Here is a 25,266-nt window from a genome sequence, read left to right as displayed (position 1 = left end):
AGACATATCTGGTAATACCTGACCACCGTCATCAATAATTGGCGCCAATTCCTAGCTGCCAAGAGGTAGTCATGCCGTTGCCAGAGTTCGGGGGTGCGCGATGAGCGCTACCCGTCGCAATCCCGATGCCTTCGCCTTCCAGGTCATGCTGGGCCTGTGCCTGATCTGGGGTGTCCAGCAGGTCATGGTGAAGTGGGCCGCCGCCGACATCGCCCCGGTGATGCAGGCGGCGACCCGTTCCGGCATCTCTGCGCTGCTGGTCGGCCTGCTGATGTGCTGGCGCGGCGGCTGGGAGCAGGTCGGGACGACCTGGCGCGCGGGCTTGCTGGCCGGTGCGTTGTTCGGCCTGGAGTTCCTGTTTATCGCCGAGGGCCTGCTGCGCACTTCGGCGGCGCATATGTCTGTGTTCCTCTACACCGCCCCGGTCTTCACGGCCCTCGGCCTGCATTTCAGCCTGCCCAGCGAGCGCCTGCGGCCGTTGCAGTGGCTGGGCATCCTTCTGTCGTTCTGCGGGATCGCCGTGGCCTTCGCCGGCGGCGTGTCGCTGGATGATCTCAATGGCCCGATGCTGCTGGGCGATGCCTTCGGCGTGCTGGCCGGCGCGGCCTGGGGCGCGACCACCGTGGTGGTGCGCTGCTCGCGGCTGTCCGAGGCGCCGGCGACCTTGACCCTGTTCTACCAGTTGGCGGTGGGCTTCGTCGGCCTGCTGCTGATCGCGGCGTTCAGCGGCAAGATCACCCACGTCTCCCTGACCCCTATCGCCATCGGCAGCGTGCTGTTCCAGGCCTTGGTGGTGTCGTTCTTCAGTTACCTGACCTGGTTCTGGCTGCTGCGCAAATACCTGGCCTCGAACCTGGCGGTGTTCTCCTTCGTCACGCCGATCTTCGGCGTGACCTTCGGTGTGCTGCTGCTGGATGAGCCCCTGAGCCTGAACTTCATCCTCGGCGCGGTTTGCGTGCTGCTGGGGATCGTCCTGGTCAGCGCCGAGCAGTGGGTGCGCAGGCGGTTGCGCACAATGCTGGGACAGCGTTAGGCCGCAGGGTCAGCAGGCCGGCCAGGAGCAAGCCGCTGCCGGCCACCATCAGCGCCGGTTGCAGGCTGCCGGCGAACTGATTGCTCAGTGCGGCCAGCAACGGGCCGCACAGTTGGCCGACGGCGAAGCAGGCGGTGAGCAGGCCGGCATTGCGTTGCGTCGAGTGGGGCGCCAGTTCCCGCGAGCGCTGCATCACCAGTTGCATGCAGGCCAGGAACGGCGTGCCGCAGAGGATTACGCCCAAGGCCAGGCCGAGGCCGTCGCCCATCAGGCAGGCGAACACACCCGCCGCTTGCAGCCACAGGGTCAGCATCAGCCAGCGCGGTGTGCTGTTCGTCGTCGGCCGACGCAGGCTCAGCAGCATCACGCCAATCGCCGCCGCCAGCCCGAAACCGGGCCAGAACAGGTCGGCCATCCACTGTCCCTGGAAGCGCGCATTCGCCATCTGCGACATGAAGGTGGCCGGAATGATGTAGCCGATACCGTACAGGCCATAGATCAGGCCGAGGCGGGCGACGCCCCGGGTCGGATGGGTGGTCAGGCCGCTGGCGGGTTGCAGCGGGCTTTCTTCAGGTTGCGGGAGCAGCGGGCGCACGGCCAGCAGCATGATCAGCGCCGTGGCGGCATAGATCAGCCACAGCGGCGCCGAGCCCAGGCCGAAGAGGTTGGACACCAGGGCCAGCAGGCCGGTCAGCATGATCCCCAGGCCTGGGCCAGCGAATACCAGTGCGCCGAGTCGCGGCAGATTGCTGCGCGCCGCCAGTGGCTGGCTGAGGCTGGTGATCATCACCATCACCCAGGCGCTGGCGACACCGGTGCCGAAGCGCAGCAGGGCATGGCTGATAAGTCCGTCGGCGCTGTACGACACCAGGGTGAGCAGCACGCACAGCCACAGGCCGAGGTTCAGGCGCAGGCGCACCTGCTGCGGGCGGCGGGCGAACATCGCATCCAGCGCACCGAGCAGATAGCCGAGGTAGTTGGCGGCGGCCACCAGGCCGGCGGCGGTGAGGCTCAACTGGCCTTCGCCGACCAGGTGCGGCAGTTGCGGGGTGAGGGCGAAGCGGCCAATGCCCATGGCCATCATCAGGGCCACGAAGCTGGCGAGTAAGCGCAGGGTGGGCGACATGTCCGGTACTCCTGTCAGAAGGATGCGTTCGATGCTGTCAGACTACCGGTGGTTGTCATTCATAAAAATTGAATAATAATGAGCGACTTGTTCGATTTTGGAGAACGGTTATGGAGCTGAGCCAACTGCGCATTTTCCAGGCCGTGGCCGAGACCGGCTCGGTGACCCGCGCTGCCGAACAGTTGCACCGCGTGCCGTCCAACCTCTCGACCCGTCTGCGCCAGCTTGAGGATCAGCTGGGTGTCGAGCTGTTCCATCGCGAGCGCCAGCGCCTGCAATTGTCGCCGGCCGGCAAGGTGTTGCTGGACTACGCCGGGCGCATGCTGGCGCTGCATGACGAGGCTTTCGCGGCCGTGCAGGGCGGGCAGCCGGCTGGCGAATTCGTTCTCGGCAGCATGTACAGCACGGCGGCGATTCATCTGCCGGGTTTGCTCGCCCGGTACCACAAGGCTTATCCGGCGGTGAACCTGCAGGTGCAGACCGCGCCCAGTGGCGAATTGCTTGAAGGTTTATTGGCCGGACGCCTCGACGCCGCGTTGCTGGACGGCCCGCTGTCGCTGGCGGGCCTGGATGGTGTGCCGCTGTGCGAGGAAACCCTGGTCCTGCTCACCGAGCCTGACCATCCTCCGGTGCGCAGTGCGAGGGATGTGGCGGGGCGGGCGGTGTTCACCTTCCGCAAGGGCTGTTCCTACCGCATGCGCCTGGAAGCCTGGTACGCACATGACCATGCGGCCATGGGCCGGGCCATGGAGATCGAGTCCTACCCGAGCATGCTGGCCTGCGTGGTGGCGGGCTCCGGGGTGGCGCTGATGTCGCAGTCGATGCTCGACAGCTTGCCGGGTCGGGAGAATGTCGCGGTGCATCGCTTGCAGACGCCGTTCGACCAGGCGACCACCTGGCTGGTCTGGCGCCGTGGCATGCGTGGGGCGAATCTGGATGCCTGGGTGAGCTTGCAGGAGGAGGGGCGGGAAGCACCGTCCGTCGGCCAGGCGCTCAGCGCTTGATCCGGATCAGAAAGCTGTTGAATTCTACAAGCGGCATGTAGGATTTCGTCCTATGATGACTGGGAAACATCGTTGCTATTGGATTGCCACGATGACCCTCAAGGGGGACCTTATGAAAAACCTGATGATGAACTGGCTCCACGACCTGGCGGTGGCCCTGGGCCTGATCCCGCCGATGCAACCGGTACCGATTCCTGCCGATGAAGAGAAGCGCAGGCGTCAGCCGCGGCGCTGAGGGAGTCGAGCTGCAAGCGGTAAGCCCTAAGCTGCAAGAAAAAGCATTCGTGCCACTGGCCGGCTTTTTCTTACAGCTTGAAGCTTAAAGCTTGCAGCTTCCCATCAAGCCAGCTTGGCCGCATTCACCGCCGGCCGCGACAGCAAACTCACCACCACGAAACTGACCAGCCCGATCGCCAGGCTGTAGTAGATCGGCGTGTTCGCATCCATCCCGTCCTTGATCATGAACGCCAGCGCGGTCACGAAGCCCAGGCTCATGCTGACGATGGCGCCGCGAGTGGTTGCGCGCTTCCAGTAGATCGCGCCGATCAGCGGCACCAGCATGCCACCCACCAGCAGGTTGTAGGCCAGGGTCAGGGCGCTGATCACGTCTTCCACCACCAGGGCAATGCCCAGCACGGCGATACCGGTCAGCAGGGTGAACAGGCGGTTGATCGCCAGGCTCGACTGCTTGCCGCCACGCAGCTTCGGCAGCAGGTCTTCGGTCAATACGGTGGACGCCGCCAGCAAGCCAGCACTGGCAGTGGACATCATCGCAGCCAGGGCCGCAGCGATCACCAGGCCACGGATGCCGTCCGGCAGTGCGGTTTTGACGATCGCGGCGAAGGCGTTGTTGGCATTGCCCAGGTCCGGCAGCAGCACATGGGCGGCCATGCCGATCACCGCGCAGACCAGGCCGTAGATCACGCAGTAGATACCTGCGGTGGTGCCGGCGTACTTGGCGACGTTCTCGTCACGGGCGGTGAACACCCGCTGCCAGATGTCCTGGCCGATCAGGATGCCGAAGAAGTAGATCAGGAAGTAGGTGATGATGGTGTCCCAGCCGATGGTGGTCAGGCTGAAGCTGGCTTCCGGCAGCTTGGCCACCAGTTGGTCCCAGCCGCCGACGCGGTACAGGCAGATCGGCAGCAGGACGAACATCAGGCCCACGGTCTTGATCACGAACTGGACGATATCGGTCAGGGTCAGCGACCACATGCCGCCGATGGTCGAGTACACCACCACCACGCCGCCACCGAGCAGGATCGCCGCCCAGAACGGCAGTTCGAACAGCACTTGCAGCACGGTGCCGATGGCCAGGGTCGAGGTCACGCCGATCATCAGCGCGTAGGCGAGCATGATCACCGCACTGGCCTGGCGCGCCATCGGGTTGTAGCGGCGCTCCAGCACCTGGGTCACGGTGAAGATGCGCAGGCGCAGCAGGGGTTTGGCGAGGAACAGGTTGAGGGCGATGATGCCCAGGCCCAGCGCGGCGCACAGCCAGAAACCGGAGATGCCGTGGACATAGCCCAGCTTGACGGTGCCGACGGTGGAAGCCCCGCCCAGCACGGTGGCGGCCATGGTACCCATGTACAGGGTCGGGCCCAGATTGCGTCCTGCCACCAGGTATTCCTCGTGGGTCTTGGCGCGGCGCATGCCGTACCAGCCCAGCAACAGCATGCCGGCGGCGTATATCAGTACAACGAATATGTCCAAGGCCATGGGTGTCTCCAATTATCTTTTTTATGTGAGATCGATCCCGGGCGCGGCAAGGCGCCACGGGTCTTTTCTTCGTAGTAGCGCGACCCGTGCTCAACGGGTCGCCGTCATGGCTCCTGCCGCATGACGCTCCTTGCCATGGCGGTTAGCGACGGGCTACGCCGGGCAGCACGCAGAGCATTTCGTAGAGCAGGTTGGCACCCAGCAACGAGGTGTTGCCGGTGGTGTCGTAGGGTGGGGAGACTTCCACCAGGTCGCAGCCGATCAGGTCGAGGTCCTGGCAACCACGGATGATTTCAATGGCCTGGATGGTGGTCAGGCCGCCGATTTCCGGGGTACCGGTACCCGGCGCCCAGGCCGGGTCGATGCCGTCGATATCGAAGGACAGGTACACCGGGCCGCCGCCGACCTTCTCGCGGACTTCCGCCATCAGCGGCTCCAGCGACTTGTGCCAGCACTCTTCGGCCTGGACCACGCGGAAGCCCTGCTTGCGGCTCCAGTTGAAGTCCTCGGCGGTGTAGCCCTGGGCACGCAGGCCGATCTGCACCACGCGATCGCAATCCAGCAGGCCTTCTTCCACGGCGCGGCGGAAGGTGGTGCCGTGGGCGATCTTCTCGCCGAACATATGGTCGTTGACGTCGGCGTGGGCATCGATATGCACCAGGCCGATCTTGCCGTGCTTCTTGTGCAGGGCGCGCAGGATCGGCAGGGTGATGGTGTGGTCGCCGCCGAGGGTCAGGGGGATCACGTTGTGCGCGACGATCTCGTCGTAGGCTTCTTCGATGATGCGCACGGCGTCGAGCAGGTTGAAGGTGTTGATTGCCACGTCACCGATATCGGCGACCGACAGCGAGTCGAACGGCGCAGCGCCGGTGGCCATGTTGTACGGGCGGATCATCACCGATTCGGCGCGGATCTGCCGCGGGCCGAAGCGGGTGCCGGAGCGCAGGGAGGTACCGATGTCCAGCGGCACGCCGATAAAGGCAGCGTCCAGGCCGGCCGGGCTTTGCAGGTGAGGAAGGCGGAGCATGGTAGCGATGCCGCCGAAGCGCGGCATTTCGTTGCCGCCCAGTGGTTGGTGCAGAATCTTGTCCACGGTTTCGGGCCTCATCGATTCGATTGTTCTAGTTGTTGATATCTGTTCTCGACACCGGCCAGCCAGCCGAAAGTGTCCTGGAACAGTTGCTGTGCGGCGCAGTCTGCAAAAGGTAGTGCCCGGGAAGAATCGCTACCGGCAAATACTTAGTTCAGGTTTTTCTAAACTATTAGCCCGAGCGCGTTTAGACTGTGGCGATTTCCGACCTGCGGACGCCCCTGCCATGGCCTCGAACCTGCCCGACCTGAAGTTGCTGCGCATCTTTGCCAGCGTGGTGCGCCACCAGGGTTTCGCCAATGCCCAGCGTGACCTCAACCTGTCCACGTCGGCCATCAGTACCTACATGAGCCAGTTGGAAGGGGCGCTGGGGATCGTCCTTTGCCATCGCGGCCGTGGCGGATTCAGCCTGACCAGCAAGGGCGAGCTGTTCCACCAGGAGACCCTGCGCCTGCTCGCCGAACTGGATGGCTTCGAGCAATATGCGGCGGCGCTCAAGGGCGAGTTGCGCGGCACCCTCAACCTGGGCGTGATCGACTCCACCGTCGGCGACCGCGCCTTGCCCCTGGCCGAGGCCATCGGCGCCTACAGCCAGGAACACCCGGCGGTGCACCTGCACCTGTCGGTGTCGAGTCCCTACGAATTGCAGCTGGGCGTGCAGGATAATCGCCTGGACCTGGCCATCGGTGCGTTCTCCACGCGAATGAGTGGCCTGGTCTACCAGCCGCTGTACCGCGAGCAGCACTGGCTGTATTGCAGCAACCGCCACCCGCTGTACCACGAGCGGCGCATTCCCGAGCAGGTGATCACCCAGCAGCGCATGGTCGGGCGCGGTTACTGGAGCCAGGCGGAACTGGCCCGGCATGGCTTCAAGCACAGTGCGGCGACCGTGGAAAGCATGGAGGCGCAACTGATCCTGGTGCTGTCTGGCGCCTACATCGGCTACCTGCCCGAACACTACGCCCAGGCCTGGGCCGACAAGGGTGACCTGCGGGTGCTGTCGCCAGCGACCTTCGGTTACCAGGCGCCATTTTCCATGATCATCCGCCGGGGCCGTAGCCGCGAGCCACTGATCCAGACCTTCCGCGACCTGTTGCGCGCGCAATTGACCCCCAGCGGGTAAAGGCAAATGGCCAGCAATACTTTGTGCTTATGGTAAAAATACTGGCTCATTGCCTACACCCGGATGAATGCTCTGCTAGACCTTTTCTTGCTGTGATGAAATTTCCCACACTCTCATCAGCAGGGATCGCAAGATGCGTAACAACTTGCCCGTCACCGAGCAGGAAAGAACCTTCCCCCAGGAACAGCGACTGATCTCCACCACCGACCTGAACAGTCGAATCACCTACTGCAACGATGCCTTCGTCGCCATCAGCGGTTTCACCCGCGAAGAACTGATCGGCCAGCCCCACAACATCGTGCGCCATCCGGATATGCCGCCGGCGGTGTTCGGCCATATGTGGGAGACGATCAAGGAAGGCCGGCCGTGGATGGGCGTGGTCAAGAACCGCGCGAAGAATGGCGATTACTACTGGGTCAGCGCCTATGTCACGGCGATCTACGAAAACGGCCGGATCAGTGGTTATGAGTCGGTGCGCTCGTTGCCGACCCGCGAGCAGGTCGGCCGGGCCTCGGCCTTGTACGCCCGATTACGTGCCGGACGCTCGCCGACACCGCTGGCTGCCAGGGCCATGGATGTACTGGAACATGGCTGGCCGTTGCTGCTGGCCGGGCTGGTCTCGGTGATCGGCTACCTGACCTTGCCCCAGTACGCCGCCCTCGGCTTGCTCATGGCCAGTTTGCTGGGCGCCTGGTTTCTTCTGGAGAACCGCCAGAACCGGATTATCCGCCGTACCCTGGCAGAACATCCGAAAGCCTTCACCAGCCCCTTGGTGGCCCTGACCTACAGCCGAAATCTCGGACCGCAAGGTCAGCTCGATCTGGCGATGATCAGCGAGGAAGCGCGCCTGCAGACGGCGCTGACACGCCTGGTGGACGCCGGTGTCAGCGTGAAAACCCGGGCTTCGCAGTCCTCGGAACTGTCTGACTCCCAGGCGCAGATGCTCGACCGCCAGCGCAGCGAGACGGATCAGTCGGCCACCGCCGTGGCGCAGATGGCGGCGACCATCCAGGAAGTGACGCACAACGTGCAGAGCACGGCCCACGCCGCGTCTGACGCCGACGAGCTTACCCGCCAGGGCAGTGATCTTGCCCAGCAGAGCCTCAAGGCCATGGGCAGCATGACCGAGGCGGTCCACGAGATCGGCCAGGCGGTCAATGCCCTGGCCGAGCAGACCCAGTCCATCGGCAGCGTGGTGGATGTGATCACCTCGATTGCCGAGCAGACCAACCTGCTGGCCCTCAATGCCGCCATCGAGGCGGCCCGGGCAGGGGAGCAGGGCCGGGGCTTCGCCGTGGTGGCCGATGAAGTGCGCTCGCTGGCCCAGCGTACCCGGGCGTCTACCGAGGAAATTCACCAGATCATCGCCTCCTTGCGCGCCGGTGCCGACCGGGCGGTGAGCAGCGCCAGCAAGGGCGAGCAGATCTCCCGCGACAGCGTGCATAGCGTTGAGGCGGTGCAGCAGGCGCTGGGCGGGATTCGCGAGGCGGTGAGCCGGATTACCGGCATGAGCCAGCAGATCGCCACGGCGTCCGAGCAGCAGAGCCATGTGGTGGAAGACATCAACCAGCAGATCGTGCGCATCGCCCAGCTCTGCGACCGCAGCGCCGGGCAGGCCCGCGAAGGCGCGGAAATCAGCCAGGAACTGGAGCGCATGGCCGGCTACCTGCACGACCTCGCCGAACGCTTTAATCGTTAGCTTCCCTTCACCGGCCCACAAGGATGTGGGTGCTTTCCGGGACTGCTGTGGCAAAATCCGTCGCCCCAGGAGAACCCGATGTCCAGAATCCAGTGCGAACGCTGCCTGCGTCCACAAAGCCATTGCCTTTGCCCCTCGATCCCGTCCCTTGATAGCCGGACCCGGGTGGTGCTGTTGCAGCATCCCGATGAAGTGCGCCATGCGCTGAATACGGCGCGGCTGGCGGCGTTGGGGTTGCGCAATGCCGAACTGCGGGTGGGGGAGGTGTTCGAGGATCTTTCCGGGTTGATCGCCACGCCGGGGTATCGGGTGGGGCTGCTGTTTCCGGGAGACGAGGCGCAGGCGTTGACGGCCTATTCCGGTTCGGCGGATGAGCGGCCGTGGCTGCTGATCGTGCCGGACGGAACCTGGCGCAAGGCGCGCAAGCTGCTGTACCTCAATCCGCTGCTGGAAGGGTTGCCGCGGGTGACCCTGGCCCAGGTGCAGTCTTCCCGCTACCGGCTGCGCAAGGCGCCGGAGGAAGGGGCGCTGTCGACGGTGGAAGCGGTGACCCAGGCGCTGAACGTGCTGGAGGGGGCGGGGCGCTTCGATGCGTTGCTGCGGCCGTTCGAGGTGTTGATCGAGGGGCAGATTGCGGCGATGGGGAGGGAGACGTTCGAGCGCAATCATCTGCGCTGATGCTGATGGCCTCATCGCTGGCAAGCCAGCTCCCACAGGTACAGCAGTGCTCTTGCAGACACCGGTGAACCTGTGGGAGCTGGCTTGCCAGCGATAGGGCCATCAGCAGCACCGGAGATTCCCGGAAATTACCTCTCCCTCAAGGCCTCGGTCCGCGCCTTCAACACCGGCTTCAGCAGATAATCCAGCACACTCTTCTCCCCGGTGATGATGTCCACCGTCGCCACCATCCCCGGGATGATCAGCAGCGGCTTGTTGTCCCCGCCCAGGTGATTCTTGTCCGTGCGCACCTGGATCATGTAGAAGGCATTGCCCTTGTCATCGGTGATGGTGTCCGCCCCGATCAGTTCCAGCTTGGCCTTCAGCCCGCCATAGATGGAGTAGTCATAGGCACTGAACTTGACCATCGCACTCTGCCCCGGATGCAGGAAGGCCACATCCTGCGGCCGTACCCGGGCCTCGATCAGCAGGTTGTCCTCCACCGGGACGATTTCCACCATGTCGCTGCCCGGCTGGACCACGCCGCCGATGGTGTTGACCTTGAGCTGCTTGATAATGCCATGCACCGGCGAAACCACCGTGGTGCGCTTGACCCGGTCGTCGATGGCGACGCTGGTGGCGGTGATCTTCGACAGGTCGGTGCGTTTTTCATTGAGCTCCTTGGCCGCTTCGGAGCGGAAGCTGGCGTCGGTTTCCTCGATCTTGCTCTTGATCTCGGCGATCGCCGCCTCGGCCCGGGGGATCGCCAGGCTGGTGGCGTTCAGCGAGCCACGGGCTTCCACGGCATTGCGCCTGAGGCGAAGGATTTCCACCGGCGAGATGGCCCCGGTCTTGACCAATGGTGTGGACATGTCCAGCTCCTGCTGGAGCAAGGCCAGCCCGGAGCGGTACTGCTCGACCTTGGAACGGAACTCGGCCAGTTCCTGGGTCTTTTGCCGCAGTTGTTCATTGAGGGTCTGTTTCTCACTGGCCAGCCGGCGCTGGCGCGACTGGTACAGGGCCATCTCGTCCTCGGCCACCTGCGGCGCCTTGCTGCGCACCTCCGCGGAGACCTGGAACGGCCTGCCTTCGGCTTCTGCAGCGAGGCGGTCGACCTGGGCGGTGAGGGCGTAGCGGTCGGCTTCGCTTTCACCCTTGTTCGACTGGAAACGGGTGTCGTCGAGGCGCAGCAGGGTATCGCCCTTGTTCACCATCTGGCCTTCGCGGACGAAGATCTCAGTGACGATGCCGCCCTCGAGGTTCTGGATCACCTGGACCTTGCTCGACGGGATGGCCTTGCCTTCGCCGACGGTCACTTCATCGAGCACGGCGAACCTGGCCCAGACCAGTGCCACCAGCAGCAATGCCGCCGCCAGCCATACGGTGAGCCGCGAGCGGCGTGGCGAGTCCTGCAGGGTGGCCCTGGACAGGTCCGGCAGGTAGTCGTGCTCGGCGGTCTTGTTGAAGCTGTGGAAGTAGCTGCGGAGCGAGGACATGGGGTGCGCCTCTCATCGGAACAACGGTCAGCGCGGAACCTGTGGGAGCTGGCTTGCCAGCGATAGCGAGGGTGAATTCACTATTGCAATCGCTGGCAAGCCAGCTCCCACAGGGTTCGCGGTGTGCTTTGGTTTTTACAGGGCCTGCCCGATCCGGCCCTTGCGCAGCGCATCGATCACCGCATCCTTGGCCCCGTCCGCCACGATCTTGCCGTTGTCCAGCACCACCAGCCGGTCTACCAGGCTGAGCATCGAGGTGCGGTGGGTCACCAGCAGCAGGGTCTTGCCCTCGACCCAGCCGTGGAGGCGCTGGCGCAGTTGCTCTTCGCTGCTGTTGTCCATATGGCTGGTGGGTTCGTCCAGGACCATGATCGGCGGTTCCAGCAGCATCGCCCGGGCCAGCAGCACGGCCTGGCGCTGGCCGCCGGAGAGTAACTGGCCACGCTCGCCCAGGGGCCGGTCGAAGCCCCGCGGATGCTGCTTGGCCAGTTCGCTCACACCGGTCAGCTCGGCCACTTCGAGCATCCGCGCATCGCTGACATAGCGCGCACCAAGGGTCAGGTTGTCGCGCAGGCTGCCGGCCAGCAGCGGCAGGTCATGGGCGACATAGCCCAGTTGCTGGCGCAGGTCGGCGATGTCCAGTTGGCGCAGGTCGAGGTTGTCGAACAGGACCTGGCCGTCATCCGGTTCGTAGAAGCCCATCACCAGCCGCGCCAGGGTGCTCTTGCCCGATCCGCTGCGGCCGATGATCCCTACGCGTTCGCCTGGCTTGACGCTGAAGCCGACGCCGTTCAGTGCCGGGTTGGCCTGGCCGGGGTAACGGAAGGTCACCCGGTTGAGCTCCAGCGCCCCTTGCAGGCGGGTATGCTCCAGCGGCTGCTGGTCGGCGCGGCGCTCCTGGGGCAGAGCCATCAGCGCATCGGTGCTGCGCATGGTCAGTTGCGCCTGCTGGTAGCGGGTGATCAGCCCGGCGATCTGCCCCAGCGGCGCCAGGGTCCGGCTGCCGAGCATGTAGCAGGCGACCAGGGCACCGACGCTGAGGTTGTCGGCGATGATGCTGTAGACCCCGGCGACGATGGTGGCCATGCCGCAGAACTGCTGGACGAACAGCGTGCCGTTGGTGGCCAGGGCGGACAGTTGGCGGGCGTGGGCATCGAGCTGGGTCAGGGCGCCGTGGGTGCTTTCCCACTGGTACTGGCGCTCGCTTTCGGCGCCGCAGGCCTTGAGGGTTTCCAGGCCGCCGAGGGTTTCGATCAGCAGGGCCTGGCGCACCGAGCCGAGGGCCAGGCTTTTCTGCACGGTGTCGCGCAGGCGCACCTGGATCAGCAGGGCGAAGATGATGGTCAGGGGAAAGGCAATCAGCGGGATCAGCACCAGCCAGCCGCCGAGCAGGCCGATCACGGCAAGCATCAGGACCACGAAGGGCAGGTCGATGACGCTGGTCAGGGTCACCGCGGTGAGAAATTCGCGCAGGCCCTGGAAGTCATGGATGCTCTGGGCGAAGCCGCCGATGGTGGCCGGGCGGGCCTTCATCGACATCCCGGTGATGCGCTCGAACAGGGTCGCCGAGAGGATCAGGTCGGTCTTCTTCCCGGCCTGGTCCAGCAGGTGCGCGCGGACCACCCGCAGCACCAGTTCGAACAGCGTGCCGATCAGCAGGCCGATGACCAACACCCACAGGGTCGAGGTGGCCTGGTTGGGCACCACGCGGTCGTAGGTCTGCATCACGAACAACGGCACCATCAGGCCGAGCAGGTTGATCAGCAGGCTGGCCAGCAGGGCGTCGCTGTACAGCCAGCGGGACTGGCGCAGGGTATCGCGGAACCAGGCGTGGACCCGCGGCACCAGCGGGTCGCGCTGGTGTTCCAGTTCATGCCGGGGGCGGGCGAAGAGGGCGTGGCCGGCGTAGGACTCGGCCAATTCCTGTCGGCTGACCCACTGTTCGCCGCCGTCGGCTTCGCAGGGCAGGATCAGCGCCTGGTCGTCATCCTTCCAGCGCCGCAGCACGGCGCAGCGGCCGTCCTTGAACAGCAGCAGCACCGGCAGGTTGAGGGCGGAAATCGCTTCCAGCTCGCGCCGCAGCACCCGCGCCTGCAAACCGGCACGGGCGGCTGCCCGGGGCAGCAGGTCGAGGTCCAGACGCTGCTGCGGCAGGGGCAGGCCGCTACTCAGGCTGGCGCGGCTGGCCGTGCAACCGTGGAGCTTGCAGAGAATCAACAGCCCATCGAGTAACGGATCATCGAAACTCTGGCGCTGGTCCGCCGAGCTCGCCGGTTGCATGCTGGTCACAATGGCCTACCTCTCCGCCGAGGTGGCGGAACACGGTCAACGCATATCGGGTAACTGCACGTTGGTACGCACTTCGCTCTGGGCGATGGCTTCAGGTGGCAGGGAGATTCTTTGCCGGGTCAGCAGGTCGCCCATGTTGGCCAGCAGGCGGTAGCCGGAGAACTCTTCGATATAGCGCACTTCGACATAGCGCCGGTTGGCGTTATACAGCTCGTTCTCGCTGTCCAGCAGGTCGAGCAGGGTACGTTGGCCAAGGCCGAACTGGTCCTGGTAGGCGGCGCGCACGCGGGTGGTGGTTTCCGCGTATTGCCTGGCCGAGGGTGTCTGCTTGACCGCGTTCTGCTGCGCGTTCCAGGCCAGGGACAAGTCTTCGGTGAGCTGGCGCAGTGCGTTGTTGCGGATGTCCATGGCCTGGTTGATCTTGTACGCATCCGACTGCAAGCGTGCCTTGTCGGTGCCGCCGCGGAACAGGTTGTAGTTCATCTCCACGCCGACGCTCCAGTCGGTGTTGCTATGGCCCGGTTCGCCACCGATGTTGTTGTTGGCGCTGGTGGACACCACGGCATCGAAGCGTGGATAGAACGGCGACTTGGCCACTTCATATTGCTTCTCCGCCGCGTCGATATCGGCCTGGGCCGATTTCAGGTAGGGGTTGTCCTGCAGCATGGCGGTACGGGCATCCTGCAGATTGGCGGGCAGCGAGCCCTTGATCGACGCCGGGCTTTCCAGTTCATCCGGCATACGGCCGACCACGCTGTAGAAGTTGGCCTCGGCGTCCTGAAGATCCACTTCGGCGGTATTCAGGTTGTTTTCCGCCAGGGCACGGCGGGCGGTGGACTGGTCGAGGTCGGCGGTGCTGCCGACGCCGCGTTCGCTGCGCAGCCCGATCTGGTCGTTGACCCGCAGGTGCGCCTGGAGGTTGTTCTTCGCCAGGCTCAGCAACTCGCGACGCTTGAGCACTTCCAGGTAGACCTCGATGGTCCGCAGCGCGACGGTCTGCGCGGTTGCCTGGGTGTAATAGGCGCGGGACGTGGCTGTGGATTGCAGGCGATCCACTTCGTTGGCGGTGTTGAAACCGTCGAACAGCATTTGCCGCAGCCGCAGCTCCGACTGGGTGTAGTTCAGTGTTTCCTTGTTGTGGTTACGCGTGCCGTCGAGGTTGAGACCCCGTGTATTGAGGTTGTCCGAGCGTTGCCGGCCATAGCCTGCGACCAGGTCGACAGTCGGGTAGTAACCACCACGGGCCATTTTCACGTCCTCATCGGCGGACAGCCGGCCACTGCTTGCCGCCTTGATTTCCGGGTGGTAATCCACGGCGCTTTGCACGGCTTCCTGCAAGGACATGGCCTGTGCATTGGCGCAGGCGACGGCCAATAAAACTGCACTGGTGAGGGGGGTCAAAACGCGCATGGGTTACTTCTCCCTGATTCCATTTTTTGGTCTTGCATCGTCAATAAACTGACGAAAAATTGAGTTCAAACCGTTTCAGGCTTGTAACAACAGAGCTAAGAACATTTGCGGGCAAAGCTAAGAAGAAATGTTCATAAGAGTTATGCGAAAAAAAACTTATGCGGTCTAAGGAAACCGGCACATTGTTTAACCCGCAGACCCTGTAATTCGGCGCTCAGGCGCTTTTTTACTGGCGTCAGAAATTTTTCAGGTCGTTTTTCGGCATAGGGCAAGAAAGGAGTGGAGGCGCGCAGGGCAACGCAAATTATGGCGACAAAAAAATGGCATTAAGTCAGTCGCCACTAACCGTTGTCAGGCCGCCGCAGCGATAGACGCCAGGCACCCGGGTCTTGCTGGAAAACCCGCAGTCTTGACGGTCGCCGCGACTTCGAGCGGGACACCTTCCCGGGTGTTCGCCCACGAGATACCACAGGCTTTCCTGCAATGAGAACGTCGCCAGTGGAGAGGAGTGGCTAGATGGCTAAGTCAATCGGTGTGGTCAGCAAGGTGATCGGTCAGGTATTTGCGGTCGAGGCTGACGGAACCCGGCGGTTGTTGGTCGAGGGAGACCGTGTGTTTGTCGGCGAGCAACTGGAAACCGGTGCCACAGGTGCAGTGGCGGTGCACCTGGCCAATGGCGGCGAGCTGACCCTGGGGCGTGACAGCAGCCTCACCCTCTCCAATGCTCTGCTGGCCCACCAAGCGCCCCATGTGCAGACGCCGGAGATCATCACCCCGAGCGAAGCGCAGCTCACCGAAGTGGAAAAACTTCAGCAAGCCATCGCCGCCGGTGGTGACCCGACCCAGGATGCCGAGGCCACGGCGGCCGGGCCCACGAACGGTGCGCCAGGCGCCTTGGGTGGTGGACACAGCTTCGTGCTGCTGACCGAGGTGGGCGGGCATGTCGATCCGGTGATAGGTTTTCCTACGGTCGGACTACCCTTTGCCTTTGAACTGCCTGACCAGGATATCGGACTTATCGACCACAACGAGCCGATCCCGGCGGTCAATAACCCGATCACGCTTCTCGGACTGGCGGTGGAAGGCGGCGAACTCACCGTCAACGAAGCCAACCTGCCTTTGGGTTCGGCCAGCAACCCCGGCGCGCTGACCCAGACCGGCACCTTCAGCGTGGTGGCCCCGGACGGGGTGTTCAACCTGAATGTCGGCGGCATCAATGTCCTGACCAATGGTACGGTTACCGGTGTAGGGCAGTCCTTCAGCACCGGCCTCGGAAATGTCCTGACCATCACCGGCTATGATCCGGCCAGCGGTGTGGTCAGCTACAGCTACACCCTCACCACCGCCGGCAGCGCCCTGGGCGAAAGCATCCCGGTGTCGGCCAGCGACAGCAATGGTGATGTCACCAGCGGCAGTCTGGATATCGCCATCCTCGACGACGTGCCGCGGGCAGTGGACGACAGCAACCCGTCGGTGGCAACCGAAGTATCGACGGTGCTGACCGGCAATGTGCTGCCCAACGATATCCAGGGCGCCGACCGCGTGGCCAACCCGATCATTCCCGGGACCTTCGTCGGGACCTACGGGACCCTGGTCCTGGCTTCGGACGGCTCCTACACCTACACCCTGAATCCGTCGGATCCGGACTTCGTCAATCTTCATGGCGGCGGCAAAGGGACCGAGACCTTCACCTACACCCTGACCGATGCGGATGGCGATACCAGCACCGCCAACCTGGTGCTGAACATCACCAACCTCGATGACGGGGTGAACATCGGTGGGGTAGGCGCCAATGGCGGGCTGATCACGGTCTTCGAGAAAAACCTTGCCGCCGGCAGCAGTCCGGACGCGACGGCACTGACCCAGAGTGGCAGTTTCACCGTCAGTGCGGCGGACGGCCTGCAGAGCCTGAGCGTCGGCGGGATCAATGTGGTCAGTGGCGGGGTGGCCAACACCGGCATGCAGTCGGTGGTCACGCCGCTGGGCAATACCTTCACCGTGACCGGCTACGATCCGGCGACCGGGGTGGTGACCTACAGCTACACCCTGAATGGCAATGACGCCCATCCGGCGGGCGGCGGTGCCAACAGCCTGGGCGAGTCGTTCGCCGTGGTGGCGACCGATACCGACGGCAGCACCGGCAGCGTCAACCTGAATGTGGTGATCGTCGATGATGTGCCGACGGCCGTCGCCGATACCAATGCTTCTGTGGCGACGGAAGCGGCGACGGTGCTGACCGGGAATGTGCTGACCAACGATGTGCAGGGGGCCGACCGGGTTGCCGGACCGATCGTGGCCGGGACCTTTGTCGGTACCTACGGCACCTTGGTGCTGGCGGCGGACGGTTCCTACACCTACACCCTGAATCCGTCAGATCCGGATTTCTTCAATCTGCACGGTGGCGGGACGGGTACCGAGACCTTTGCCTACACCCTGACCGATGCGGATGGCGACACCAGCACGGCCAACCTGGTGCTGGATATCAAGAACCTCAACGATCCGGTGACCCTCGGCGGCCTCGATAACGCCGGAGGTGAGCTGACGGTCTTCGAGAGCAATCTCGCCGATGGCAGCAGTCCGGACGCGGCTGCCCTGACGCAGTCCGGCACCTTCACGGTGACTGCGCCGGATGGTCTGCAGACCCTGAGCGTGGGCGGTATCAACGTAATCAGCGGTGGCGTGGCGGCGACCTTCCCGCAAACCGTCACCACTGCTTTGGGCAATACTCTGACGGTCACTGGCTACAACGCCAGCACTGGTGTCGTGTCCTACAGCTATACCCTGGTGGATAACGATGCTCACCCAACGGGCGCAGGCGCCAACAGCCTGACCGAGAGCTTTACGGTTACGGCCACCGATACGGATGGCAGTACCAGCAGTGGCAGCCTGGACGTGAATATCGTCGACGATGTGCCTACCGCTGTGGCTGATACCAATGCTTCGGTCGCCACTGAAGCCGCGACCGTGCTGACCGGTAATGTGCTGACCAACGACGTGCAAGGGGCTGACCGGGTTGCCGGACCGATCACTGCCGGGACCTTTGTCGGTACCTACGGCACCCTGGTGCTCGCCGCGGACGGTTCCTACACCTACACCCTGAATCCGTCGGATCCGGACTTCTTGAATCTGCACGGCGGCGGGACGGGTACCGAGACCTTTGCCTACACCCTGACCGATGCGGACGGGGACACCAGCACGGCTAACCTGGTGCTGGATATCAAGAACCTCAACGATCCGGTGACCCTCGGCGGCCTTGATAACGCCGGCGGTGAACTGACGGTCTTCGAGAAGAACCTTGCCGATGGCAGCAGTCCGGACGCGGCTGCCCTGACGCAGTCCGGCACCTTCACGGTGACCGCACCGGACGGACTGCAGGCCCTGAGTGTGGGTGGTATCAACGTGATCAGTGGCGGTGTGACGGCCACCTTCCCGCAAACCGTCACGACTGCTTTGGGCAATACGCTGACCGTCACGGGATACAACGCTAGTACGGGTGTCGTTTCCTACAGCTATACGTTGGTGGATAACGATGCTCACCCAACGGGCGCAGGCGCCAACAGCCTGACCGAGAGCTTTACGGTTACGGCCACCGATACGGATGGCAGTACCAGCAGTGGCAGCCTGGACGTGAATATCGTCGACGACGTGCCGACGGCAGTGGCCGACACCAATGCCTCGGTGGCCACTGAAGTCGCGACCGTGCTGACCGGTAATGTGCTGACCAACGATGTCCAGGGGGCTGACCGGGTTGTCGGACCGATCACTGCGGGGACCTTTGTCGGTACCTACGGCACCTTGGTGCTGGCGGCGGACGGTTCCTACACCTATACGCTGAATCCGTCGGATCCGGACTTCTTCAACCTGCACGGTGGCGGGACGGGTACCGAGACCTTTGCCTACACCCTGACCGATGCGGACGGGGACACCAGCACGGCCAACCTGGTGCTGGATATCAAGAACCTGAACGATCCGGTCACGTTGACCGGGCTCGACACCGCAGGTGGGGAGCTGTCGGTCTATGAGAGAAACCTGAGCGACGGTAGTAGCCCGAATGCCTCGGCCCTGACCCAGTCCGGCACCTTCACCGTGACTGCACCGGATGGTCTGCAGGCCCTGAGCGTGGGTGGTATCAACGTAATCAGCGGTGGCGTGGCGGCTACGTTCCCGCAAACCGTCACGACGGCCTTGGGTAATACGCTGACGGTGACCGGCTACAACACCAGCACGGGTGTTGTGTCCTACAGCTATACCCTGCTGGATAACGAGTCTCACCCAACCGGCGCTGGCACCAACAGCCTGACCGAAAGCTTCACCGTCACCGCCACCGATACGGATGGCAGCACCAGCAGCGGCAGCCTGGACGTGAACATCGTTGACGATGTGCCGACGGCAGTGGCCGACACCAATGCCTCGGTGGCTACCGAGGCTGCAACCGTACTGACCGGGAATGTGCTGACCAACGATGTCCAGGGGGCCGACCGGGTTACCGGACCGATCACTGCCGGGACCTTCGTGGGTACCTACGGCACTCTGGTGCTGGCTGCGGACGGTTCCTACACCTACACCCTGAATCCGTCGGATCCGGACTTCTTCAATCTGCACGGCGGCGGGACGGGTACCGAGACCTTTGCTTATACCCTGACCGATGCGGACGGAGACACCAGCACGGCCAACCTGGTGCTGGATATCAAGAACCTCAACGATCCGGTCACGTTGACCGGACTCGACACCGCTGGCGGCGAGCTGTCGGTTTATGAGCGCAACCTGGGTGACGGCAGCAGCCCGAACGCAGCAGCCCTGACCCAGTCCGGCACCTTTACCGTGACTGCGCCGGATGGTCTGCAAACCCTGAGCGTGGGTGGTATCAACGTGATCAGCGGCGGTGTGGCGGCCACCTTCCCGCAAACCGTCACTACTGCATTGGGTAATACGCTGACCGTCACGGGCTACAACGCCAGTACGGGCGTCGTGTCTTACAGCTATACCCTGCTGGATAACGAGGCCCATCCTACAGGCGCTGGCACCAACAGCCTGACCGAAAGCTTCACGGTCACCGCTACCGATACGGATGGCAGCACCAGCAGCGGCAGCCTGGACGTGAATATCGTTGACGATGTGCCGACGGCGGTCGCTGATACCAATGCTTCTGTGGCGACGGAAGCGGCAACGGTGCTGACCGGCAACGTGCTGACCAACGATGTGCAGGGCGCTGACCGGGTTACCGGACCGATCACTGCCGGAACCTTCGTCGGAACCTACGGCACCCTGGTCCTGGCTGCGGATGGTTCCTACACCTACACCCTGAATCCATCGGATCCGGACTTCTTTAACCTGCACGGTGGCGGTACAGGTACCGAGACCTTCACTTACACGCTGAGCGACGCGGATGGTGACACCAGTACGGCCAACCTGGTGCTGAACATCAAGAACCTCAACGACCCGATCACCCTCAATGGCCTCGATACTGCAGGCGGTGAGCTGTCGGTCTACGAGAAGAACCTCAGCGACGGTAGCAACCCGAACGCAGCAGCCCTGACCCAGTCCGGTACCTTTACCGTGACGGCACCGGACGGCCTGCAGACCCTGAGTGTGGGCGGTATCAACGTGATCAGCGGTGGCGTGGCAGCGACATTCCCGCAAAGCACCACGACATTGCTGGGTAATACCCTGACGGTCACTGGCTACAACGCCAGCACCGGTGTCGTCTCCTACAGCTACACCCTGCTGGACAACGAAGCCCATCCAAGCGGCGGCGGCATCAACAACCTGACCGAGAGCTTTAGCGTTATCGCCACCGATACGGACGGCAGCAGCACCAGCGGCAGCCTGGACGTGAATATCGTCGATGATGTTCCGACAGCCGTAGCGGACACCAATGCGTCCGTGGCGACGGAGGCGGCGACGGTGCTGACCGGGAATGTCCTGACCAACGACACCCAAGGCGCCGACCGCATCACCGGACCGATCACCGCAGGCACCTTCACCGGCACCTACGGCACCCTGGTCCTGGCCGCAGACGGTTCCTACACCTACACCCTGAACCCAGCAGACCCGGACTTCTACAACCTGCACGGCGGTGGCACGGGCACCGAGACCTTCACCTACACGCTGAGCGACGCGGATGGTGACACCAGCACCGCCAACCTGGTGCTGAATATCAAGAACCTCAACGACCCGGTCACCCTCAACGGCCTCGATGCGAGCGGCGGTGAACTGTCGGTTTATGAAAAAAATCTGAGTGACGGCAGCAGCCCGAACGCAGGTGCCCTGACCCAGTCCGGCACTTTCACCGTGACAGCGCCGGACGGTCTGCAAACCCTGAGTGTGGGCGGTATCAACGTGATCAGCGGCGGTACTGCCGCCACCTTCCCGCAAACTGTCACGACCCCGTTGGGCAATACACTGACAGTCACTGGCTACAACCCGGCCACTGGCGTGGTTTCCTATAGCTACACCCTGCTGGACAACGAAGCCCATCCAACGGGCAGCGGGATCAACAGCCTGACCGAAAGCTTCACGGTCACCGCAACGGACACTGACGGCAGCACCAACAGCGGCAGCCTGGACGTCAACATCGTCGATGATGTGCCTACCGCCGTGGCCGATACCAATCCAGGCGTGGCGACAGAAGCCGCAACGGTGCTGACCGGCAACGTCCTGACCAACGACACCCAAGGCGCCGACCGTATCACCGGACCGATCACCGCAGGTACCTTCACCGGCACCTACGGCACCCTGGTCCTGGCCGCAGACGGTTCCTACACCTATACCCTGAATCCTGCAGATCCGGACTTCTACAACCTGCACGGCGGTGGCACGGGTACCGAGACCTTCACCTACACCCTGAAGGACGCCGACGGCGACACCAGCACTGCCAACCTGGTGCTGAACATCAAGAACCTCAACGACCCGGTCACCCTCAACGGCCTGAATGTCGCGGGCGGCGAGCTGTCGGTCTACGAGAAAAACCTCAGCGACGGCAGCAGCCCGAATGCCTCGGCCCTGACCCAGTCCGGCACCTTCACCGTGACCGCACCGGACGGCCTGCAAACCCTGAGCGTGGGTGGTATCAACGTGATCAGTGGTGGCACCGCAGCCACCTTCCCGCAAACCGTTACCACCCCGTTGGGCAATACACTGACGGTCACCGGCTATAACGCGAGCACGGGTGTCGTGTCCTACAGCTACACCTTGCTGGATAACGAAACCCATCCAAACGGCGCCGGCACCAACAACCTGACCGAGAGCTTCACAGTCACCGCAACCGACACCGATGGCAGCACCAGCAGTGGCAGCCTGGACGTGAATATCGTCGACGACGTGCCGACGGCGCGGCCGGACTCGAACTCGGTGGTCGAGGGCGGCACCGTCAGCGGCAACGTGCTGATCAACGACACCAAGGGCGCCGACGATCCGGGCAGCAACGTGGTGGTGGGGGTACGCGCCGGCTCCAATACTTCCACCTCGGCCATCGGCTCGCTGAACACCAATGTCGCCGGCACCTACGGCACCCTGACCCTGGATGCCGCCGGCAATGCGGTGTATCACGCCAACCCCAACTCGGTGGCGCCGGCCGGGGCCCAGGATGTGTTCACCTACACCATCCGCGATGCCGATGGCGATGAAAGCACCACGACCCTGACGATCAACGTGCAGGATTGCGGCCTGGTCGCCGGCAAGGATCAGGACATCACGGTGTACGAAAAGGCCTTGGACCTGACGAAAGACGGTCAGGACCTCGCCGCAGGGACGGTGATCGGCAGCGATCCGACCAATAGCGGAGAAACCGGCAGTGGGACCCTGGTGGGTTCGGTGTCAGGTGGTTCCGGCGCTATCACCTACAGCCTGGTGAGCAGTCCGACCGGTTCCTACGGCCAGATCCAGCTGCTGGCGAACGGCTCCTACACCTACACCCTGACCTCGGCACCCAAGACGCCCGGCGGTGCCAACGATGGCGCCAACGTGATGAGCGAGTCGTTCACCTACAAGGCGACCGATGCGCTCGGCAATTTCACCACCAGCACCCTCCAGATCAATATCGTCGATGACGTGCCCCAGGCCGTGGGCGCGACCCGGTCGGTCACTCCGGGGCAACTGGACTCCAACCTGCTGCTGGTGATCGACGTGTCCGGCAGCATGAACGACGCTTCCGGGGTGCCGGGGCTGACCCGTATCCAGCTGGCCAAGCAGGCGATCGCGCAGTTGCTGGACAAGTACGACGACCTCGGCGATGTGAAGGTGCAGATCGTCACCTTCTCCAGCGGCGCGTCCCAGCCGTCTTCGGTGTGGGTCTCGGTGGTGGATGCCAAGACCATCGTCAATGGCCTCAGCGCGGGCGGCAACACCTACTATGACTCGGCCACCACCCTGGCCCAGTCAGCCTTCGCCACGGCAGGCAAGATCACAGGTGCGCAGAACATCACCTACTTCTTCTCGGACGGTGAGCCTACGTCCGGCCATGCCATTTCCGGCACCCGGGAAACCACCTGGACCAACTTCCTCGATACCAACGGGATCAAATCCTACGCCATCGGCCTGGGCAGCGGCGTCAACACCAGCAACCTCAACCCGCTGGCCTACGACGGCAGCACCCATACCGACACCAACTCCACCGTGGTCACCGACCTCAACCAGCTCAACTCGGTGCTCTCCGACACCGTACAGGGCGCGCCGGTCACCGGCAGCCTGATGACGGGGGGCTATTTCGGTGCCGACGGCGGTTTCATCAAGTCCCTGGTGATTGATGGCACCACCTACACCTACGATCCGAAGGGCAATTCCAACCAGGGCTCCTATGTAGCCACGGGGGGCACCGATCGCGGCATGTTCGATACCCTGAGCAACAGCATCACGGTGAAAACGCTGCTCGGCGGTTCGATCGTGGTCGACATGGACACTGGGGAATTCACCTACACGCCGCCGAAGGACAATGGCAGCAGCCAGGTTGAGAACATCGGCTTCGTGGTCAGTGACAACGATGGCGACCTGAGCAACGCCACCCTGGTCGTCAATGTCTACACCAACGCCGCACCTGTGGCCGGCGCGGACCATGTGATCACCAATATCCTCTCCGGCACCATCACCGTGCCTTCCGAGGCGCTGGTGGCCAATGACACCGATGCCAACAACGACCGGCTGAGTGCCACGCCGATTACCTTCAATACCGGCTGGACGGCCCGCGGAGCGGACTTCACCGTGGGCAACACAACGCCAACGGTGGTGTTCAACGGCGTCGGCAACAGCACGGCGAACCAGCTCAAGGACATCGCCCGCAGCGCCTTCACCGGAGCGGCCAACAGCATGACGGCGGCGGTGCTGGTCACTGGCTACCTGGGCGCGGTTACCAACGCCAATGCCAACGACGAAGACACCATCACCGTGACCCTGAAGCAGGGCGAGTCCCTCAACCTGAACCATGACCGGCCTGCCGGCAACGTGCTGATGGAGTGGAAGGACGCGACCGGCAGCTACCAGACCATCGCCGATGGCGGCACCTTCGTCGCCAGCCACGACGGGGTCTACAGCATCCATGTGGTCAACCTCACCAACAGCGGTGGCGGGAGCAGCGCCAATAACGCGGAAAACTACCAACTGACCATGACCATCGATTACTCCGGCGCCGCCAACAACACGCCGCAGTACAACGGCAGCTACACGGTCAGCGACGGCCATAGCGGCACGGCGACCGGGTCGGTGGATATCAACTACCAGGACAGCTCGATCCTGACCGGGACGGTGAATGCCGACGTCCTGCTCGGTGGCAATGGCAACGACACCCTCAATGGCGGTGACGGCAATGATGTGCTGATTGGTGGGGGTGGCAACAACTCGTTGTATGGCGGCAACGGCAATGACCTGCTGATCGGTGGCCCGGGCAACGACCTGCTGGATGGCGGCGCCGGCATCGATACCGCCAGCTATGCCAGCGCCACGGCCGGGGTCACGGTCAACCTGTCCCTCGCCGGGCAGCAGAACACCGTCGGTGCCGGGCTGGATACCCTGGTGTCGATCGAGAACCTGATCGGCTCGGACTACAACGACACCCTCACCGGTGATAGCAATGCCAACGTGTTGAACGGCGGGTTGGGCAACGATGTGCTCAATGGTGGGGGCGGGGATGATGTGCTGATAGGCGGGCGCGGGGATGACACCCTGACCGGTGGCCCGGGAGCCGATACCTTCCTGTGGCAGCTTGGCGATACCGGGCATGACGTGGTGACCGACTTTACCCCGGGCACCGACCGGCTGGACTTGTCGCAACTGTTGCAGGGCGAGAACGCTACCAGTGCGTCGCTGGATGACTACCTGCACTTCAAGGTGACCGGCAGCGGGGCCAGCGTGGTCTCGACCATCGAGGTCAGTTCGGTAGCCGGGGCGGCGCCGAGCCAGACCATCGACCTGGCGGGGGTGGACCTGGCCCAGCACTACGGGGTGACGGCAGGGTCGGGCGGGGTGATAGCGGCGGGGGCGGATACGGCGACCATCATCAACGGGATGCTCAATGATCATTCGTTGAAGGTGGATACTGTGTAAGGCTTCAGGGCCCTATCGCTGGCAAGCCAGCTCCCACAGGGTTCGCGGCGCTGCCGAACCCTGTGGGAGCTGGCTTGCCAGCGATGA

Annotated in this window: 13 protein-coding genes and 1 pseudogene; 8 read left to right on the top strand and 6 right to left on the bottom strand. The window is 63.6% G+C overall.

Annotation, left to right across the window (positions count from 1 at the left end; translation table 11 throughout):
* Nucleotides 1-100: 100 nt before the first annotated feature.
* Nucleotides 101-1,033 (top strand): DMT family transporter, encoded by a 933-nt coding sequence (locus tag PSEMO_RS17580; protein ID WP_075804268.1) that lies wholly within the window; start codon nt 101-103, stop codon nt 1,031-1,033.
* Here PSEMO_RS17580 and PSEMO_RS17575 read toward each other — a convergent pair.
* Entirely contained in the window at nt 978-2,159 is a 1,182-nt protein-coding gene (locus tag PSEMO_RS17575; protein WP_075804267.1) for an MFS transporter, read from the bottom strand. The genes PSEMO_RS17580 and PSEMO_RS17575 overlap by 56 nt on opposite strands.
* Nucleotides 2,160-2,269: 110 nt before the next feature.
* Here PSEMO_RS17575 and ptrR point away from each other — a divergent pair, with 110 nt between their 5' ends.
* Nucleotides 2,270-3,163, top strand: coding sequence for a putrescine utilization regulator PtrR (gene ptrR, locus PSEMO_RS17570; protein WP_075804266.1), 894 nt, complete (start codon nt 2,270-2,272; stop codon nt 3,161-3,163).
* A gap of 112 nt (nt 3,164-3,275) precedes the next feature.
* A complete protein-coding gene (locus PSEMO_RS33835) occupies nt 3,276-3,398 on the top strand; it encodes a PA1414 family protein (RefSeq protein WP_256721154.1) in 123 nt (40 codons plus the stop codon).
* Nucleotides 3,399-3,502: 104 nt separating this feature from the next.
* Here PSEMO_RS33835 and PSEMO_RS17565 read toward each other — a convergent pair whose 3' ends face one another.
* On the bottom strand, nt 3,503-4,882 hold the full coding sequence (locus PSEMO_RS17565; protein ID WP_075804265.1) for a sodium:solute symporter: 1,380 nt from the start codon (nt 4,880-4,882) through the stop codon (nt 3,503-3,505).
* A 142-nt stretch (nt 4,883-5,024) separates the two neighbouring features.
* A complete protein-coding gene (gene speB, locus PSEMO_RS17560; protein ID WP_075804291.1) occupies nt 5,025-5,975 on the bottom strand; it encodes an agmatinase in 951 nt (316 codons plus the stop codon).
* 223 nt (nt 5,976-6,198) lie between these two features.
* Between speB and PSEMO_RS17555 the strand changes: the two genes are divergently transcribed.
* The 4 genes and pseudogenes from PSEMO_RS17555 (at nt 6,199) to PSEMO_RS17545 (ending at nt 9,472) form a co-directional block, all read left to right on the top strand.
* Nucleotides 6,199-7,095 carry a LysR family transcriptional regulator gene (locus PSEMO_RS17555; RefSeq protein ID WP_075804264.1) on the top strand — a complete coding sequence of 299 codons (897 nt, stop codon included), beginning with the start codon at nt 6,199-6,201 and terminating at the stop codon, nt 7,093-7,095.
* A 133-nt stretch (nt 7,096-7,228) separates the two neighbouring features.
* A pseudogene (locus PSEMO_RS34315) lies at nt 7,229-7,510 on the top strand (PAS domain-containing protein); the annotation flags it as partial.
* Nucleotides 7,511-7,666: 156 nt separating this feature from the next.
* Nucleotides 7,667-8,794, top strand: a complete 1,128-nt coding sequence (locus PSEMO_RS17550) for a methyl-accepting chemotaxis protein (RefSeq protein WP_372239125.1) — start codon at nt 7,667-7,669, stop codon at nt 8,792-8,794.
* Nucleotides 8,795-8,872: 78 nt separating this feature from the next.
* Entirely contained in the window at nt 8,873-9,472 is a 600-nt protein-coding gene (locus PSEMO_RS17545) for a tRNA-uridine aminocarboxypropyltransferase (RefSeq protein ID WP_075804262.1), read from the top strand.
* 128 nt (nt 9,473-9,600) lie between these two features.
* On the opposite strand, the gene PSEMO_RS17540 is transcribed toward PSEMO_RS17545, so the two are convergent.
* The 3 genes from PSEMO_RS17540 to PSEMO_RS17530 form a co-directional block, all read right to left on the bottom strand.
* Entirely contained in the window at nt 9,601-10,947 is a 1,347-nt protein-coding gene (locus PSEMO_RS17540; RefSeq protein ID WP_075804261.1) for an HlyD family type I secretion periplasmic adaptor subunit, read from the bottom strand.
* A 135-nt stretch (nt 10,948-11,082) separates the two neighbouring features.
* Nucleotides 11,083-13,236 (bottom strand): type I secretion system permease/ATPase, encoded by a 2,154-nt coding sequence (locus PSEMO_RS17535; RefSeq protein ID WP_075804260.1) that lies wholly within the window; start codon nt 13,234-13,236, stop codon nt 11,083-11,085.
* A 36-nt stretch (nt 13,237-13,272) separates the two neighbouring features.
* Nucleotides 13,273-14,646: a TolC family outer membrane protein gene (locus PSEMO_RS17530; RefSeq protein WP_075804259.1), complete on the bottom strand. Its 1,374-nt coding sequence runs from the start codon at nt 14,644-14,646 to the stop codon at nt 13,273-13,275.
* 516 nt (nt 14,647-15,162) lie between these two features.
* Here PSEMO_RS17530 and PSEMO_RS17525 point away from each other — a divergent pair.
* Nucleotides 15,163-25,179, top strand: coding sequence for a retention module-containing protein (locus PSEMO_RS17525; protein ID WP_178392014.1), 10,017 nt, complete (start codon nt 15,163-15,165; stop codon nt 25,177-25,179).
* The last annotated feature ends 87 nt before the right edge of the window (nt 25,180-25,266 follow it).

The organism is Pseudomonas putida (assembly GCF_001941965.1).
Classification (GTDB): domain Bacteria; phylum Pseudomonadota; class Gammaproteobacteria; order Pseudomonadales; family Pseudomonadaceae; genus Aquipseudomonas; species Aquipseudomonas putida_L.
This window is presented reverse-complemented; position numbering and strand designations above follow the sequence as displayed.